Source organism: Enterococcus sp. DIV0236 (assembly GCF_050558525.1).
In the GTDB taxonomy this organism is placed as follows: Bacteria; Bacillota; Bacilli; order Lactobacillales; family Enterococcaceae; genus Enterococcus; species Enterococcus faecalis.
Map to the genome: position 1 here is coordinate 1,238,830 of NZ_CP187891.1, position 14,847 is coordinate 1,253,676.

The 14,847-nt window shown below is 35.9% G+C and carries 13 protein-coding genes; 9 read left to right on the forward strand and 4 right to left on the reverse strand.

Going from position 1 to position 14,847, the window contains the following annotated elements:
- Positions 1-105 precede the first annotated feature (105 nt).
- Both IGK27_RS06105 and IGK27_RS06110 read left to right on the forward strand, forming a co-directional pair.
- Positions 106-615: an RNA polymerase sigma factor gene (locus tag IGK27_RS06105; protein ID WP_002357670.1), complete on the forward strand. Its 510-nt coding sequence runs from the start codon at positions 106-108 to the stop codon at positions 613-615.
- Positions 616-1,713 carry a hypothetical protein gene (locus tag IGK27_RS06110; RefSeq protein WP_002357669.1) on the forward strand — a complete coding sequence of 366 codons (1,098 nt, stop codon included), beginning with the start codon at positions 616-618 and terminating at the stop codon, positions 1,711-1,713.
- 110 nt (positions 1,714-1,823) lie between these two features.
- Here IGK27_RS06110 and IGK27_RS06115 read toward each other — a convergent pair whose 3' ends face one another.
- On the reverse strand, positions 1,824-2,711 hold the full coding sequence (locus IGK27_RS06115; RefSeq protein WP_002357668.1) for a serine hydrolase: 888 nt from the start codon (positions 2,709-2,711) through the stop codon (positions 1,824-1,826).
- Positions 2,712-2,865: 154 nt separating this feature from the next.
- Positions 2,866-4,746, reverse strand: a complete 1,881-nt coding sequence (locus tag IGK27_RS06120) for a fructose-bisphosphatase class III (RefSeq protein ID WP_033626305.1) — start codon at positions 4,744-4,746, stop codon at positions 2,866-2,868.
- A 197-nt stretch (positions 4,747-4,943) separates the two neighbouring features.
- Here IGK27_RS06120 and lysA point away from each other — a divergent pair, with 197 nt between their 5' ends.
- Positions 4,944-6,254 carry a diaminopimelate decarboxylase gene (gene lysA, locus IGK27_RS06125; protein WP_002357666.1) on the forward strand — a complete coding sequence of 437 codons (1,311 nt, stop codon included), beginning with the start codon at positions 4,944-4,946 and terminating at the stop codon, positions 6,252-6,254.
- Positions 6,255-6,400: 146 nt separating this feature from the next.
- Complete coding sequence (locus tag IGK27_RS06130) at positions 6,401-7,393, forward strand: alpha/beta hydrolase (RefSeq protein ID WP_002392399.1); 993 nt, start codon at positions 6,401-6,403, stop codon at positions 7,391-7,393.
- Here IGK27_RS06130 and IGK27_RS06135 read toward each other — a convergent pair.
- Entirely contained in the window at positions 7,390-7,941 is a 552-nt protein-coding gene (locus IGK27_RS06135; RefSeq protein ID WP_002357664.1) for a hypothetical protein, read from the reverse strand. The genes IGK27_RS06130 and IGK27_RS06135 overlap by 4 nt on opposite strands.
- A 285-nt stretch (positions 7,942-8,226) precedes the next feature.
- Here IGK27_RS06135 and IGK27_RS06140 point away from each other — a divergent pair, with 285 nt between their 5' ends.
- Both IGK27_RS06140 and IGK27_RS06145 read left to right on the forward strand, forming a co-directional pair.
- Positions 8,227-9,081, forward strand: coding sequence for a hypothetical protein (locus tag IGK27_RS06140; protein ID WP_002357662.1), 855 nt, complete (start codon positions 8,227-8,229; stop codon positions 9,079-9,081).
- Between the two features lie 212 nt (positions 9,082-9,293).
- Positions 9,294-9,833 (forward strand): GNAT family N-acetyltransferase, encoded by a 540-nt coding sequence (locus IGK27_RS06145; RefSeq protein WP_033626303.1) that lies wholly within the window; start codon positions 9,294-9,296, stop codon positions 9,831-9,833.
- 97 nt (positions 9,834-9,930) lie between these two features.
- On the opposite strand, the gene IGK27_RS06150 is transcribed toward IGK27_RS06145, so the two are convergent.
- Positions 9,931-10,275 carry a metal-sulfur cluster assembly factor gene (locus IGK27_RS06150; protein WP_002357660.1) on the reverse strand — a complete coding sequence of 115 codons (345 nt, stop codon included), beginning with the start codon at positions 10,273-10,275 and terminating at the stop codon, positions 9,931-9,933.
- Between the two features lie 275 nt (positions 10,276-10,550).
- On the opposite strand from IGK27_RS06150, the gene IGK27_RS06155 reads away from it, so the two are divergent.
- Genes IGK27_RS06155 through IGK27_RS06165 form a run of 3 tightly spaced genes read left to right on the forward strand, consistent with a single transcriptional unit; the run spans position 10,551 to position 14,678 of the window.
- Entirely contained in the window at positions 10,551-11,615 is a 1,065-nt protein-coding gene (locus IGK27_RS06155; protein ID WP_002360381.1) for a dipeptide epimerase, read from the forward strand.
- Between the two features lie 16 nt (positions 11,616-11,631).
- The gene (locus IGK27_RS06160; RefSeq protein WP_430596436.1) at positions 11,632-13,008 is read left to right on the forward strand and encodes a transglutaminase-like domain-containing protein; all 1,377 of its coding nucleotides are present in this window, start codon (positions 11,632-11,634) and stop codon (positions 13,006-13,008) included.
- A 17-nt stretch (positions 13,009-13,025) separates the two neighbouring features.
- Positions 13,026-14,678, forward strand: a complete 1,653-nt coding sequence (locus IGK27_RS06165; RefSeq protein WP_010710403.1) for a peptide ABC transporter substrate-binding protein — start codon at positions 13,026-13,028, stop codon at positions 14,676-14,678.
- Positions 14,679-14,847: the final 169 nt, after the last annotated feature.

A 14,847-nucleotide genomic window follows, 5' to 3' on the forward strand; every position in this document is an offset into this window, starting at 1 on the left:
CAGTAGTCAAAATGACTTTTGTCCCAGATATTTTTTTTATAAAAATATGAAACCTTTTACAGATACTTAACGTCTAATAGTTAGTTAAATGAAAAGAGGTGTTTTATGGATAAAATTTCAACAAAAAAATTAGTTCAGAAAGCAAAAAAAGGAGATGGACAAGCATTTGTTCACCTTTGTCAAAAATATGAAACAGTTTTATACAATGCTGCATATAAAATGCTATTAAACGAAGTCGACGTTGCTGATTGTTTACAAGAAACTGAACTATGTGCATGGGAAAAAATAACAACATTAAAAAATGAACATGCGTTTAATTCATGGATTTTTAAAATAATGTTAAACCAAGTTCAAAATATTTTTAGAGAAAAGCAGAAAACAACTCACTGGATGGATACTTATTCTCCTGTTCCTGCTTTTGATGATTTATATGATTTGGATAAAGGATTACATAAATTACCTGATAATTATCGCGTTCCGCTAGTTATGTACTATTATGTTGGATTTAGTATAAAAGAAATCGCTCAGCAACTTGATGTTTCAACAAATACCATCAAAATTCGCCTTTCTCGTGGTCGAAAAAAATTAAGGATATATTTAAAGGAGACATGGTAAATGGATAGAAAACGAAGTGATATATTAAAATATGAAAAAAAGATGCCTTTAGAAACAGTGGAACGTTTAAACACACAAAGAACTAAGATATTAATGGGAGAAATAAAACAATACAGACAGCCAAAGAAAAAAATATCGCGTAAACATTTAATTATAGGGCTAATTAGTATTGCTACCACTTTTACTTTGATAGTAAAAACACCCATTGGACGTGCCATAGAAGAGGTGTTGGGGATTAGTCAAGATACAGGTGTTCAAACAGTAGAATCTTCTGGTGTTCCAACAAAACTAGAATTGCGGAGTGTACAAAATGAGCGAGAAATCGTATTAACAAAATTTGTATCGACAAAAAATAAAATGGCGTTTGATTATCAATTTAAGATTAAAGATCAAAAATTAAAAGAGTTATTACAGAAAAAAATCGCTAGAAATAATTATTCTCAAGATATTCAACTAGGGTTATTTAGAGAAGGAAGCAAAGAAGATTTATTTGGGGGTGTAAGTTCAACATCGTTATATAGAATCGAGAAGGATGTTTTTTATGGTTCAGTGATTTCAACTTTCAATAAGCAAAAACTTGTTAGTCAAGATCAATTAACGCTTCATATCTACCGATTAGCTTGGGAAGATCAAGAACAGCATGATAATGAATTAAAAGAAGCAATCAAAGCAAGTAGCCGATCTTTTAGTGTTGAGAATGCATTAGAGTATCAAGGCGATTGGACGTTTAAAATTCCTTACCAACCCATTATGAAAGAAACGATACCTAGCATTAAAAACGTGAAAAAAATTAAAAATATTAAGGCCCAAAGTGATGCGCTTCAAACTACGCTGATTATGGACATTCCAAATCCAGAAAAAAATAAAAAAAGTCGTGATATTCTAATTTCAGTTTATAAAAACGGTCTTGAGATACCTATTGCACGTCAAATTGGTAGTGGCTTTAATAAAGGGGAAGATGCTACAATTAACATTTCTTTTGACTTAAGTAGTTTGGATCATAAGTCATTATATAAAGTAATCGTTAGAAATTCTTATGAAGATGATGCAGCAGGAAAAGAATTAGGTTCGTTGGAGTTAAAAAATACTCAGAAATAATTGCTAAAAAGGTTATGGGAAATACAAATATTTTAATTAATATAACTACTAAAAAAAGCATCTTTTTTATTGAGCGTTGTCATTAAAAAAAGATGCTTTTATTTTCATTATCAATGGTTATCATTAGGATATTCAGACACCTGTAATTGCCATAACTTATCTGTCACTGAAGCAATAAACGCAGCACTCTTAGCATTATCAGGTCCTTTAGTAAAAATTGCTAAAGCAAAGGGGTGAGGTGTTTCTAAAATCCCCATATCATGAATAAATTCATCATAGGAACCAATTTTATGAGCAACTTTTCCTTGAGTTGTGGGAGTTTCCATTCTTTCATGGAAAACACTTTGTTTCATAGAGTCATAAATCGCTTGGTAATCTGGTTTTGTTGCTTTTTCAGTATATAATTTTTGTAGAATAACAAGCGCATCTTCAGAAGAAAATTGTGGCTCTTCAATCGAAGGTGTCTTGTGCAAATAACGCTGATACATTTCTCGTTTTGCTTTTGCATCACCACCCAATGTGTCATAGAGCATATTTTTAGCGATATTATCAGAATAGGTGATGGCATATTCTTGTAACGTTTTTAATGGATATTCTGGTTGGATATTATAGGCAATGATCCCAGTTCCTTCTTCATAATCTTCTTCGGCGTTATAGGGAATCAGGTCTGTCCATTTTTTTTGACCAGAAGCAACCGTGTCGGCGACTAGCATCGTCAGTGGCACTTTAATAGTACTAGCTGTATAAAATTCATGTTGGCCATTCACGGAACGCTGTTCGCCAGTTTCTAAATCCAAATAACTAATCCCGACCGTTCCTTCAAATTCTTTGACAGAAGCGACGAGCAGGTCATTTATTTTATCAAAAAATACTGTATTTGCTGAATTATTTTCTTCCTTGTCTTTCGTATGCTTCTCATGTTTGGCGGAATCAATTGTAACTTTTTGTTCAGATTCTTTGGCATAATCTTCGCCACGACTTGAGAAGAAGAAGCCCACAATTAGGAAAAAGCAAAGAAAGAAAATGGTGCCGTATAGTGAGAGTTGCTGTTTCTTCAATGTAAAACCCTTTCCGTTTCTCTAATAGATATTTTTCTCAACTCCTCCATTTAATCATTTTTCGGATAAGAGCGCAAGCGTCTTTTTAACGGCACTACTGGTTTTGTTTCATTTGTTTTTGGAGTGCTTGCGATTGCTTTAATAGCTCTTTGCCGATAGTGGTATCTTTCACCAATAGCCGCTGTAAGGGACGATCGATGACTTGTTTGATGGAATGAATGTCTTGATTATTTAAAATGGCTGTTTCTTTACTAGAAAAAGATTTATGCGCGGTCAGTTGTAAACCAAACGAGTTGTACAACAATGTATAACCAGCAATTCCAGTAATTGTCTGATAAGATTTTGAAAAGCCGCCGTCAATTACGAGAAGCGCGCCATTTGCTTTGATCGGCGATTCGCCTTTTGTTCGTTTAACTGGTGTATGGCCATTAATGATATGTCGATTTTCACCAGTCACTTCAAATTCATCTAGGATTCTTTCACAAACTTCAACCGTATCACGCAAAGAGTAGTAAGGATTCTTTTCTTCATGATGTGTTTCTTTTTCAGCGAGAAAATAACGCTCAAAGGTTTTCATAGCTCGTTTGCCAAATAATGAGGAACCTTCGCCACACCAAAGATACCATAAACAATCTGTCGCATAGTCATCTGTACTAGCAGGCTGAGCGTATGCTTCTTCTAACATTTTCTGAAAGAAGTCAACTAAAGCTTTTCCTGAATAGGAGTGGCCTTTAAATGTGTAAGCTTGAAAAGTACCGTCCGCATTCAGAGGCAGACAGCCATGAATCAATAAATTTTGATTATACACAAGGTAAAGAGAAGCTTTTTCCATTAGAAAGCGCATGTGTTTTGTTAACCGCGGTGAAGACTGAAATTGCGTTAATAAATCATCAATTATCTGTTTTTCCTCACGTGTTAATTGGTAAGGCTGCTCTTCAGAAACGGTTTGGAAACAGCTGTTAATTAATGTATAACGACATTCGTCAAAAGTAATAGTTTCCCCTTGAATCTTATCTAAGCGTAGCCGATGTACCAAGTTAAAATCAGGGCGTCGACCAATAATTTGGCCTTCTAGTTTTTCTTGAATAATGGCAATGGCTTGTTGCACACGCATCGCTATTTGTTTTTCAGCTTCAGTTAACGCACGATAGGGATTTTTCTTGGGTGCAAAAGCAGGATTTTCTTTATACGTTTCTAAACTAAATTTTTTTAAGGCGGTTAAATCGATAGCATAACGTTCTTCTAACAAATCTAAATTTCCATAGCGAGCACAAATACGTACTACATTGGCTAAACAAGCCAGTGAACCACTATAAGCAGCCAGCCAAATCATATCATGATTGCCTAGTTGAATATCCAAGGAGTGATAGGACATTAATCGGTCCATAATTTTATCTGGTGCTGGCCCCCGGTCATAGATATCCCCAATAACATGTAGGTGATCGATAATCAGACGTTGGATTAGATAAGCTAATTCTGTCACGAAACGTTTGGCTTCACCTAGTAAAATAATTTTTTCAATAATTTGTTGATAGTAACCGTTTTTGGTTGTTGTTTCATCATATTGATAAATCAATTCTTCGAGAATATACCCATAGGTTTCAGGAAGGGCTTTGCGAACTTTAGAACGTGTGTACTTCATCGAAGAAGAACGGACGATTTCAACCAGACGGCGAATCGTTAATAGCCACCATTCATAAGAGAGGGCGCTTTCATTTTCTAAAAGTGTTAATTTTTCTTCTGGATAGTAGATAATAAAACAAAGCTCGTCCATCTGATGGGCATTTAATTCTTGTTTAAATAAAAATTGAACTTTTTCTCGGATTCGCCCAGAACCATTTCTTAAAATATGGTCAAAAGCTTCAAATTCACCATGTAAATCACTGACAAAATGTTCTGTTCCTTTCGGTAAATTCAAAATTGCTTCCAAATTAATAATTTCTTCAATTTGTTGATCGCGGTTCAGTGTAGCCAAGTCATCTGCCTTCTTTCTTTTTCGTATATACCAATTTTAATTTAAAAGATTAAAGTCTTGATAATAAAGGTTTTTTATTCGTATGCCAATTATTGTAGGCTATTTGGCGAAAAAAAGCAACAGGAGAAAGTCAGAGAAAAATGTGGAAAATTATAGGAAGCTACTGGGTTTTATGCTATGATTTTTAATAAAACAAAATGAAGGGGCGGGAAAACATGTTATTTGGTACAGCAAAAATGAATCGGGAAAATCATTTAGAAATCGGTGGTTGTGACACCGTAAAGTTGGCGCAAAAATTCGGGACGCCGTTATTTGTCTATGATGTCGCTCATATTCGCGCGCAAGCACGTGGTTTTAAACAAACGTTAAATCAATTAGGTATCAAAAATAAAGTGGTTTATGCAAGTAAAGCATTTAGTTGTTTAGCTATTTATCAAGTGTTAAAGGAAGAAGATATTGCTTGTGATGTTGTCTCTGGTGGAGAACTATTCACAGCTTTAAAAGGGGGCATGGAGCCAGCGGAAATTGAGTTCCATGGAAATAATAAAACCCCTGAAGAATTACGTTATGCTTTGGATAACAAAATAGGTACAATTGTCATTGATAATTTTTACGAAATTGACTTGTTGGAAGAATTATTAACTACACGAAACCAAACACAAAAAGTTCTTTTTCGGGTGAGTCCTGGTGTGGATGCAGAAACACATGATTACATTTTGACAGGCCAAGAAGATTCAAAATTTGGTTTTGATGTTGCAAGTGGCCAGGCAACAGAAGCGCTCGTTCGCCTTTTATCAAATCCCTCTTTTGATGTGCAAGGGGTCCATTGCCATATTGGCTCGCAAATTTTTGCTGTGGAAGGCTTTTTAGCTGCTGTTGAAAAAATGTTCACTATTTTAGAAGACTGGCGGCAAGTCCATCAATTTACAGCACGTGTTTTAAATATGGGTGGTGGTTTTGGTGTGCAGTACACGCAGCAAGATGAGCCATTAGCACCAGCAACATTTGTTGAAAAAATTGTTTATTCCTTGAAAGGTCATTGTGAACAATTAGGGTATCCACTGCCTGAGCTTTGGATTGAACCAGGCCGCAGTTTAATTGCCGAAGCGGGCACAACGATATATACAGTTGGCGCGCAAAAAGAGGTTCCTGGTGTTCGTCATTTTGTTTCCGTAGATGGTGGCATGGGTGATAATATACGGCCTGCTTTGTATCAAGCGGTTTATGATGGATTTCTAGCGAATCGTGAGGGGCATGATTCAGTCAAGAAAGTCACAGTAGTTGGTAAATATTGCGAATCAGGCGATGTCTTACTTCGAGATATTTTATTGCCAGAAGTTAAAGCAGGGGATTTATTGGCCATCAGTAGTACGGGGGCTTACGGTTATTCAATGGCAAGTAATTACAACCGAAATCCTCGACCAGCGGTGGTTTTTGTCGAAGATGGACAAGCAAAATTAGTTGCTCGCCGTGAGACATATGAAGATATGACAACGTTGGATTGTTGATAGATTAAAAGTAGCCGCCTCTTTTTGAGACGGCTGTTTTTTTTTCAAAAAATAACAAAATGTAAGGGTGATTTCTTTCAGAAATGAAAAATCCATAGTATATTAAATGAAGAAGGAAATACTTTAGAAGAGGGTGTGATTTGTAGATGAAATGGCTCCTCGGGTTACTGATCATTTTTGCAATGATTGGCGTTGTTTTTTCTGTTTACATTGCCAATTATTTTTTGAAAATTGCGTTGCTTAAAGACAACCCTTGGTATCATAAAAAAGGGCATCGGTTATTAAATCCTGATAATTTTCAAGAACGTGAAACAAGATATACAAAAATAGAAGAACAACAAAAACAAGAAGGCGAAGCTTTTTGGACAGAGTCTTTTGCTGAAGATCGTTGGTTGAAAATTAAAGATGAAACATTGTATGCACGGTGCTTTATTCCTTATCCAGATAACCATCGTTGGGCGATTTGTGTGCATGGTTATCGTTCAAACGGAAAACGCGATATGGCATATACTGCATTACGTTTTGCAGAAGAAGGCTACAATGTTTTAGTTCCCGATTTGCGTGCGCACGGGAAAAGTTCAGGGAATAAAATTGGGATGGGATGGCTGGATCGGTTAGATTTATTAAGTTGGATTAGTGAAGTTCTTGCCATTGATATGGAAGCAGAAATTATTTTAGTGGGCGGTTCCATGGGAGCGGCTACTGTCATGATGGCAAGTGGTGAAAAGTTACCAACGAATGTCCGCGGATTAATAGTGGATTGTGGCTATACTTCTGTCTATGATGAATTTAAATACGTCCTACATGAATCTTTTCATTTACCCGCTTTTCCTATTTTAACGATTGCTAATCAATTAGCATTAAATAACTATGGCTTTCAATTGAAAACCGCTTCTTCCGTGAGACAATTACACAAAAATACGTTGCCGACATTTTTTATTCACGGTACAGGTGATCGCTTTGTTCCAATGACAATGTTTGAAGAAAATTTAGCGGCAACTCAGGGGATAAAAAAAGGCCTCATTGTTGCTAAAGCACCACATTTATCTTCAAGTGTCTACGAACCTGAAAATTATTACAGTAGTATTTTTGAGTTTTTGGAAGAAAACTGTCCTGCGGTAAAAACAATATCCGACTAAAAAAGACATGGATTTTCATGATTCCATGTCTTTTTTTGTCTGACTCGTTTAGCTAAATTTAAAGTGCTTAAAAAGAAAAATAACGGCGCCAAACTACCAAGGCAAAGGAACCATTTCATTGAATAAGTTAACTCTTGCTGTAAAAGAGATTCTCGTATATAGCTGAAACCTTCGCCATGGACCCGCAAATAAATATAAATGTAAGCAAAAAGAATCACTAAAGGCAAAATACAGACTTCTAATATTTCCAAAAGATAAGGAAAGGTTTTATTTAATAATTTGAGGCGTGTCTTATTCAATAGATAAGCAAAAATGAAAATTGACCATAAAAAACCAAAAAAACTAATCAAATAAAAAATCAGATTCGCACTTCCTGCATTCATAAAAGCTTTCGGGAAAAGTAGTCTGCCGATGAATGTATTTTTAATTGTAAAAGGAACATCAAAAATGGAAATATAAAGACAAAAAAGTACTAATGTTAACAAGGCATGCCAAATCTTTTTCTCCATTTCATTTAAAAAATATCTAATTACTTGGTACATTTCCATAAACTGTCGCTCCGTGTTTGAAATAATCGTAGTTTTGACTATACCATAGCTGTTCTCAATTTTCTTGAAAAAAATACACGCAACCAGCCTTGACTATACGAAACACACAGAGTGTCTAAAAAATAAGTTGCGATCGCATTTTTTCGCATGCTAGTGTTGCACTTCTGTTTCGTTGGTGTTTTCTAATTGCTGATTTGTTGATTAAAAAAGGGCAGGAGGGAGCGTTTTTTTAGTATAATAATATAAAAGAATATAGAAAAAATCGTAGGATGGGAGTTATTCAAAGTGGCGGAGATTACAGTTAAGACAATTTCAGAGAAAGATGATTTAAAGAAGTTGCTTTTGGGTCAAGAGTATGACCACCAGCAGCCGGTTAAAAATATTTTAAAAGCTAGAACATCGAATGTCCATATTGAAAAGTACGAGGTTGTGGAGGATGTTTTTTTAAAGTTAACTGGGAAGGCGACCATGCACAAAGATATTATGAACTCATTTTGGACAACGTATAAAATTATGTTACAACTTGTTTATCCCGATTTCTTTAGACCAGCGGAAGTAATTGGGGAAAATCAAGAAAGCTATTTAGAAAAATCTTCTGAACAGAATTTGCTTGCAGTAAATAGCAAGTATCCGCCTTATGATTCCGGGACATCGGCTGTGATTTCGGACCGATATTTAACTTATTTTGACCAAGTTTTTCCTGACTATTTACCAAATCCTGTACCAAAAAAATATACATGGAATGAATTTCTTCTCGACAATTTTACTAAATTTGAGCGAGTCCATCAGGACCCACAATTAAAGCGTTTTGCCGAACTTACCCATTCAATTGGAAACATTACAGTAGTTCCACTAGGATTTAACAGTGGAAGAAGTTTATCGTTTAAAGATTATTGGGATTATTCTTTAGAACAACTTTCGATATTTTTAGCTTCATTTCATTCATGGGAAAGCTACGTTCATACGTATGAGATGCAACCATTTTTAAATGAACAGTATCAACCAGTAGCGCTATGGAAAAATCATTTGAAAAAAGACTCGTTTATCTTACCTCAGAATATAGAGGAGATAAATGAATATTTAGTTCAAGTAAATCAACGAATAGAAAAAAGAGGGCAGCGAATAGTGAATCGGTTGTAATGAAATAAGAATCGACTTTTCACTAAACGTTGAAAGTCTCGAATCGTGTGCTCTTTTATTGACTCAGGAACAGAGAACGATTAAACTACTAGATTAGTATCAAAAAATAATTGCGTATAGGGCTAACCAGTCGCATGTTTAAATAACTTTTAGGTCTTATGTAAGTAACAAAAGTTATTAGTACGAAGCAATCATTTTAGAAAGGAGCTTTTATGCAATTCACATTATTAAATCAAGAAAATCAAGCCTGTTGGGAAGCAACCTACATAGAAGCTTTTCCAGAAGAAGAGAGACTGCCGTTTGGTCAATTATTGACGTCTTCTCAAGCAGGAAAATTTCATTTGTTTGTTATTCAAGAGGCGGATGAGAACGTGGGGATTTTGTTAAATAGTCAAATTGCACCTGAAGCAACCTATGTCTTTTTCTTTGCAATTGATCAGCACCACCGAAACAAACGATTAGGCTCAACCGTGTTAGCGTTATTGAAGACACGTTATCCTAAGGGGGTTCTTTTAGAGAGTGAAGAAATTGGCAAAAATGCAGCGAATGAAGCCCAAAGAGAAAAACGTTATCAGTTTTATGAAAGAAATGGCGTGCAGGATACGGGGTATCTGATTATGGATAGAGGGCTCACTTTTCATATCATGTTTGCTGGAGCGTCAAGCTTCGGTGGAACGCAGTTACAGTTTTTATTAGACTTCCATCCAGTAGCAAAAATTTGGAAAAAACCAAGTATTGATGGCATTAGGTAATTTTTATCAAATAAGTAAATTAAACAAACAAAAAAACATATGAAAGAACGGACCAATCGGTTCTTTCATATGTTTTTTATCATTAGCCTCGAAATAACTAGCGAATACCCAAAGCAATTCGTGCGTAACGGCTCATTTTATCCGTTGTCCAAGCAGGGTACCAGACTAATTTTACTTCGATATTATTCACTTCAGGAATATCTTTTAAAACACCATGGATTTGTTCTGTTAAAACATCTGCTAACGGACAACCCATTGTGGTTAAGGTCATTTTGATGACAGTATCACCAGTTTCTTCTGCAAATTCAACTTCATAAATTAGTCCTAAATTAACAATATCGATGCCTAATTCAGGGTCAATCACTGTTTCTAATGCAGTTAAAATATCTTCTTTAATTGCTTCAACTTCTTCGGTTGAACGTTGTTGAGGTTGTTCACTCATTCGTCTTCTACTCCTTTGCAAGTTGCCTCTTTACTATCATACCTTTTTTAAGAATGTTTGTAAATGAGAAGTATCTCACATGTCATGGAATTTACTGATTTATTAAAAAAGCTCATAAAATTCGAAATTCATTTTATTTTAATCTAAATCTCATTATTTTATTGACATTAGAAAACAATGAGTTTAGAATGATCGATAACAATCTAAATTTAATTTTTGGATATTTTAAAAAAACTGAATTTTCAGTCAATTGGAAATATCAAAGGGAGGATTTTATGAAAATTAAGCAGGTACATGTTAGGGCATCGAAAATTAAACTGAAAGAAACATTTACGATCGCTTTGGGGACGATAGAATCAGCGGATAGTGCAATTGTGGAAATTGAAACAGAAGAGGGATTAGTTGGATATGGAGAAGGAGGGCCAGGCATTTTTATTACCGGTGAAACGTTGGCTGGCACGATTGAAACGATCGAATTATTTGGCCAAGCAATCATTGGCTTAAACCCCTTTAATATTGAGAAAATTCATGAAGTGATGGATAAAATATCTGCTTTCGCTCCAGCGGCAAAAGCAGCAATCGATATTGCTTGTTATGATTTGATGGGTCAGAAAGCTCAACTGCCTCTTTATCAATTGTTAGGCGGCTATGATAACCAAGTAATAACGGATATTACACTAGGTATTGATGAACCAAATGTGATGGCACAAAAAGCCGTCGAAAAAGTCAAACTAGGTTTTGATACATTAAAAATTAAAGTCGGAACAGGAATTGAAGCTGATATCGCAAGAGTAAAAGCGATTCGTGAAGCAGTTGGCTTTGATATCAAGCTCCGCTTAGATGCGAATCAGGCTTGGACGCCCAAAGATGCAGTTAAAGCGATTCAAGAATTAGCAGATTATCAAATTGAATTAGTGGAACAGCCAGTTAAAAGACGCGATTTAGAAGGTCTAAAATACGTTACTTCACAAGTTAATACGACAATTATGGCTGATGAAAGCTGTTTTGATGCTCAAGATGCGTTGGAATTAGTTAAAAAAGGCACAGTCGATGTTATCAATATAAAATTAATGAAGTGTGGCGGCATTCATGAAGCGCTGAAAATTAATCAGATTTGTGAAACAGCAGGCATCGAATGCATGATTGGGTGTATGGCGGAAGAAACAACCATTGGCATCACGGCTGCTGCCCATTTAGCTGCTGCTCAAAAGAATATCACACGAGCAGATTTAGATGCGACATTCGGTTTAGAAACTGCGCCCGTAACTGGGGGCGTATCCTTAGAAGCAAAACCATTATTGGAATTAGGAGAAGCAGCTGGATTAGGCATTTCTCATTAAAAAAGGAGTAAAGCAAATGAAGTATGATTTAAAGTATCTTAGTGTTCCTTTGCCTGAGGAAATTCAAAGGGTGAAAGAATTTGGCGATTTTGCAAGTGCGGATATTGCCATTGATTTTTGGTTGACAAAAGAACTTCCGCAGGCATTAAAAGAACGTTTGATAATTGAAAAAGATGTCATTAAAATGATGCGTATGAATGAGTATCCTCATAGCTTTGCAAAAGCTGATCAAATGATGAGAGATACTTTTCAGGATTATCAAACAGAGGAATTAATTCGTTTAAAAGAAACGGGATTAGTGGACTGGGTTTATATTGACGGTGAACCGTATTTCCAACTTCGATTTTTGGCCAATTTAATTAAAACAAATGCGGCATATGTTGCACGTTTGCGGGAAGCAGAAAGCAATCAATTAGAAATTCTCCGCAAAAAAGAACTAAAAGAGAACATCGAACAAATGCAAAAAAACGGTGGTAGAAAAGTGAAAACAACAATTAAAGCCACCATTCAGGTGAAAAAAGAATTTGAGCGTCCAGGTGAGCGTGTTCGTGTCCATTTGCCGCTACCCAAAGCGTGTCAACAACAATCAGAAATTGAAATCCTAGCTGCGTCACCTGAAGCAACCTATATTGCGGCAGAAGATACGCCTCAACGAATACTGTGTTTTGAAACAATCTTAAAAGAAAATCAAACGTTTACAGTTGAATATTGTTATGTTAATCGGATGGTTTACCAACAGTTAGAAGAAAATAACGTAGATAAAATGCAACCAAGCTTTGATTTAGAGGAACAGTTACCGCATATTCGATTCACGCCTTATTTAAGAAATTTAGCAGATGAGATTGTGGGCGATGAAAGTAACCCCTTAAAAAAGGCACGCTTGATTTATGACTTTGTGACGACAAAGATTCATTATTCTTTCATGCGTGAATATTTTACAATTTCCAATATTTCAGAGTATGCCGCAACTAATTTAAAAGGTGACTGCGGCGTGCAAGCGATTTTGTTTATCACGCTTTGTCGGATTGCAGGGATACCAGCCAAATGGCAATCGGGATTATATGTTTCTACACATTATACAGGCTGTCATGATTGGGCACAATTTTATATAGAACCGTACGGCTGGCTCTTTGCGGATTTATCTTTTGGCGGAGGTGCTTACCGAGACGGGGATAGACAGCGGTGGAATCATTATTTCGGCAATTTAGATGTTTTTAGAATGGTCGCAAATAGTGAGATCCAGGCAGACTTTCAGCCGGCAAAAATGCAATTGCGTGCAGACCCAATTGACAACCAGCGGGGAGAATTTGAGTACGAAAATGAGGGCTTGCCCTACGCATGCTTGATAGTTTCGCAAGAACGGCTTTCCATGGAAGAGTTGCCGTTTGATTGACACATAGGGGGAATAGTATGAAAAAGTTAAAAATGATGGGGATTATGTTATTTGTTAGTACGGTCTTGGTAGGTTGTGGCACAACAGCAGAAACAAAAATAGACGAGAAAGCAACTGAGAAAACCAGTGTCTCGAAAAAAGTTTTAAATTTAATGGAGAACTCGGAAATCGGTTCAATGGATTCTATTTTTACACAAGATGAAGCCAGTATTAACGCACAGTCCAATGTCTTTGAAGGGTTATATCAATTGGATGAAAAAGATCAACTAATACCAGCTGCCGCTAAAGAGATGCCTGAAATTTCTGAAGATGGCAAACGATATACCATTAAACTAAGAGAAGATGGTAAGTGGTCCAATGGTGATGCTGTAACAGCCAATGATTTTGTTTTTGCTTGGCGTAAATTAGCGAATCCCAAAAACCAAGCCAATTACTTTTTCTTGTTAGAAGGAACGATTCTGAACGGAACAGCTATTACAAAAGAGGAAAAAGCACCAGAGGAATTGGGTGTCAAAGCGCTTGATGATTATACTTTGGAGGTTACTTTAGAAAAGCCTGTACCGTATTTTACGTCGTTATTGGCATTTTCTCCATTTTTCCCACAAAACGAAGCATTCGTGAAAGAAAAAGGACAAGCCTATGGCACTTCTAGTGAAATGATTGTATCTAATGGTCCATTTTTAATGAAAAATTGGGATCAGTCAGCGATGTCATGGGACTTTGTGCGTAATCCCGACTATTACGATAAAGAAAAAGTAAAATCAGAAACGATTCATTTTGAAGTTCTTAAAGAAACCAATACCGTTTATAATTTGTACGAATCAGGTGAATTAGATGTGGCTGTCTTAACAGGAGATTTTGCTAAACAAAATCGAGACAATCCAGACTATGAAGCAATCGAACGGTCAAAAGTATATTCCTTACGTTTAAACCAAAAAAGAAACGAAAAACCATCCATTTTTGCAAATGAGAATGTCCGCAAAGCTTTAGCTTATGCTTTGGATAAAAAAAGTTTAGTCGACAATATTTTAGCAGATGGTTCAAAAGAAATTTATGGGTACATTCCAGAAAAATTTGTATATAACCCAGAAACGAATGAAGATTTTCGTCAAGAAGCAGGCGCCCTTGTCAAAACAGACGCCAAAAAAGCCAAAGAGTATTTAGATAAAGCAAAAGCAGAGCTAAACGGAGATGTAGCCATTGAACTTCTTTCAAGAGATGGTGATAGTGACCGAAAAGTTGCTGAATTTATCCAAGGCCAGTTACAAGAAACGTTGCCTGGTCTCACTATTAATGTCAAAACAGTTCCTTTAAATAATGCGATTGAATTAATGAGAAAAGGGGATTATGAATTGTCTGTTGGCATGTGGGGACCCGATTATCAGGATCCAATGACTTTTTTAGAAAGCTCAGTTAGTGGTAACCGTATGAACTATTCTAGCCCAACGTTTGATCAACTAATTGAAGAAGCAACAACTAAATACGCAAATGATCCTGAAACTCGTTGGCAAACATTAATTAAAGCTGAAAAAGTATTGGTGGAAGAAGATGCCGCTTTAATTCCTTTATACCAAGAGGCCCGTAGTCAGCTTATACGACCAGGTGTCAAAGGCATTCAGTATCATAACTTCGGTGCAACGAGCACATATAAGTATGCCTATAAAGAATAAATTAGTGAACAAAAGTACCTTTAGCTGAAGGTACTTTTTTCCCGATAAGAGCTTCTTTTTTGTTAATAGTCAACAATTAATAAAAAAATAATTGAAAAAGGTTGACAAAAATAATGATACTCGTTAGAATAAGCACTGTTAACAAATGAATAGCGTTTTCATGTGACTA

Excerpts from the sequence above, each read along its gene's own strand:
- IGK27_RS06105 (WP_002357670.1), top strand. The coding sequence starts at position 106 with ATGGATAAAATTTCAACAAAAAAATTAGTTCAGAAAGCAAAAAAAGGA.
- IGK27_RS06110 (WP_002357669.1), top strand. The coding sequence starts at position 616 with ATGGATAGAAAACGAAGTGATATATTAAAATATGAAAAAAAGATGCCT.
- lysA (WP_002357666.1), top strand. The coding sequence starts at position 4,944 with ATGAAGGGGCGGGAAAACATGTTATTTGGTACAGCAAAAATGAATCGG.
- IGK27_RS06130 (WP_002392399.1), top strand. The coding sequence starts at position 6,401 with ATGAAATGGCTCCTCGGGTTACTGATCATTTTTGCAATGATTGGCGTT.
- IGK27_RS06135 (WP_002357664.1), bottom strand. The coding sequence starts at position 7,941 with ATGGAAATGTACCAAGTAATTAGATATTTTTTAAATGAAATGGAGAAA.
- IGK27_RS06145 (WP_033626303.1), top strand. The coding sequence starts at position 9,294 with ATGCAATTCACATTATTAAATCAAGAAAATCAAGCCTGTTGGGAAGCA.
- IGK27_RS06150 (WP_002357660.1), bottom strand. The coding sequence starts at position 10,275 with ATGAGTGAACAACCTCAACAACGTTCAACCGAAGAAGTTGAAGCAATT.
- IGK27_RS06155 (WP_002360381.1), top strand. The coding sequence starts at position 10,551 with ATGAAAATTAAGCAGGTACATGTTAGGGCATCGAAAATTAAACTGAAA.
- IGK27_RS06160 (WP_430596436.1), top strand. The coding sequence starts at position 11,632 with ATGAAGTATGATTTAAAGTATCTTAGTGTTCCTTTGCCTGAGGAAATT.
- IGK27_RS06165 (WP_010710403.1), top strand. The coding sequence starts at position 13,026 with ATGAAAAAGTTAAAAATGATGGGGATTATGTTATTTGTTAGTACGGTC.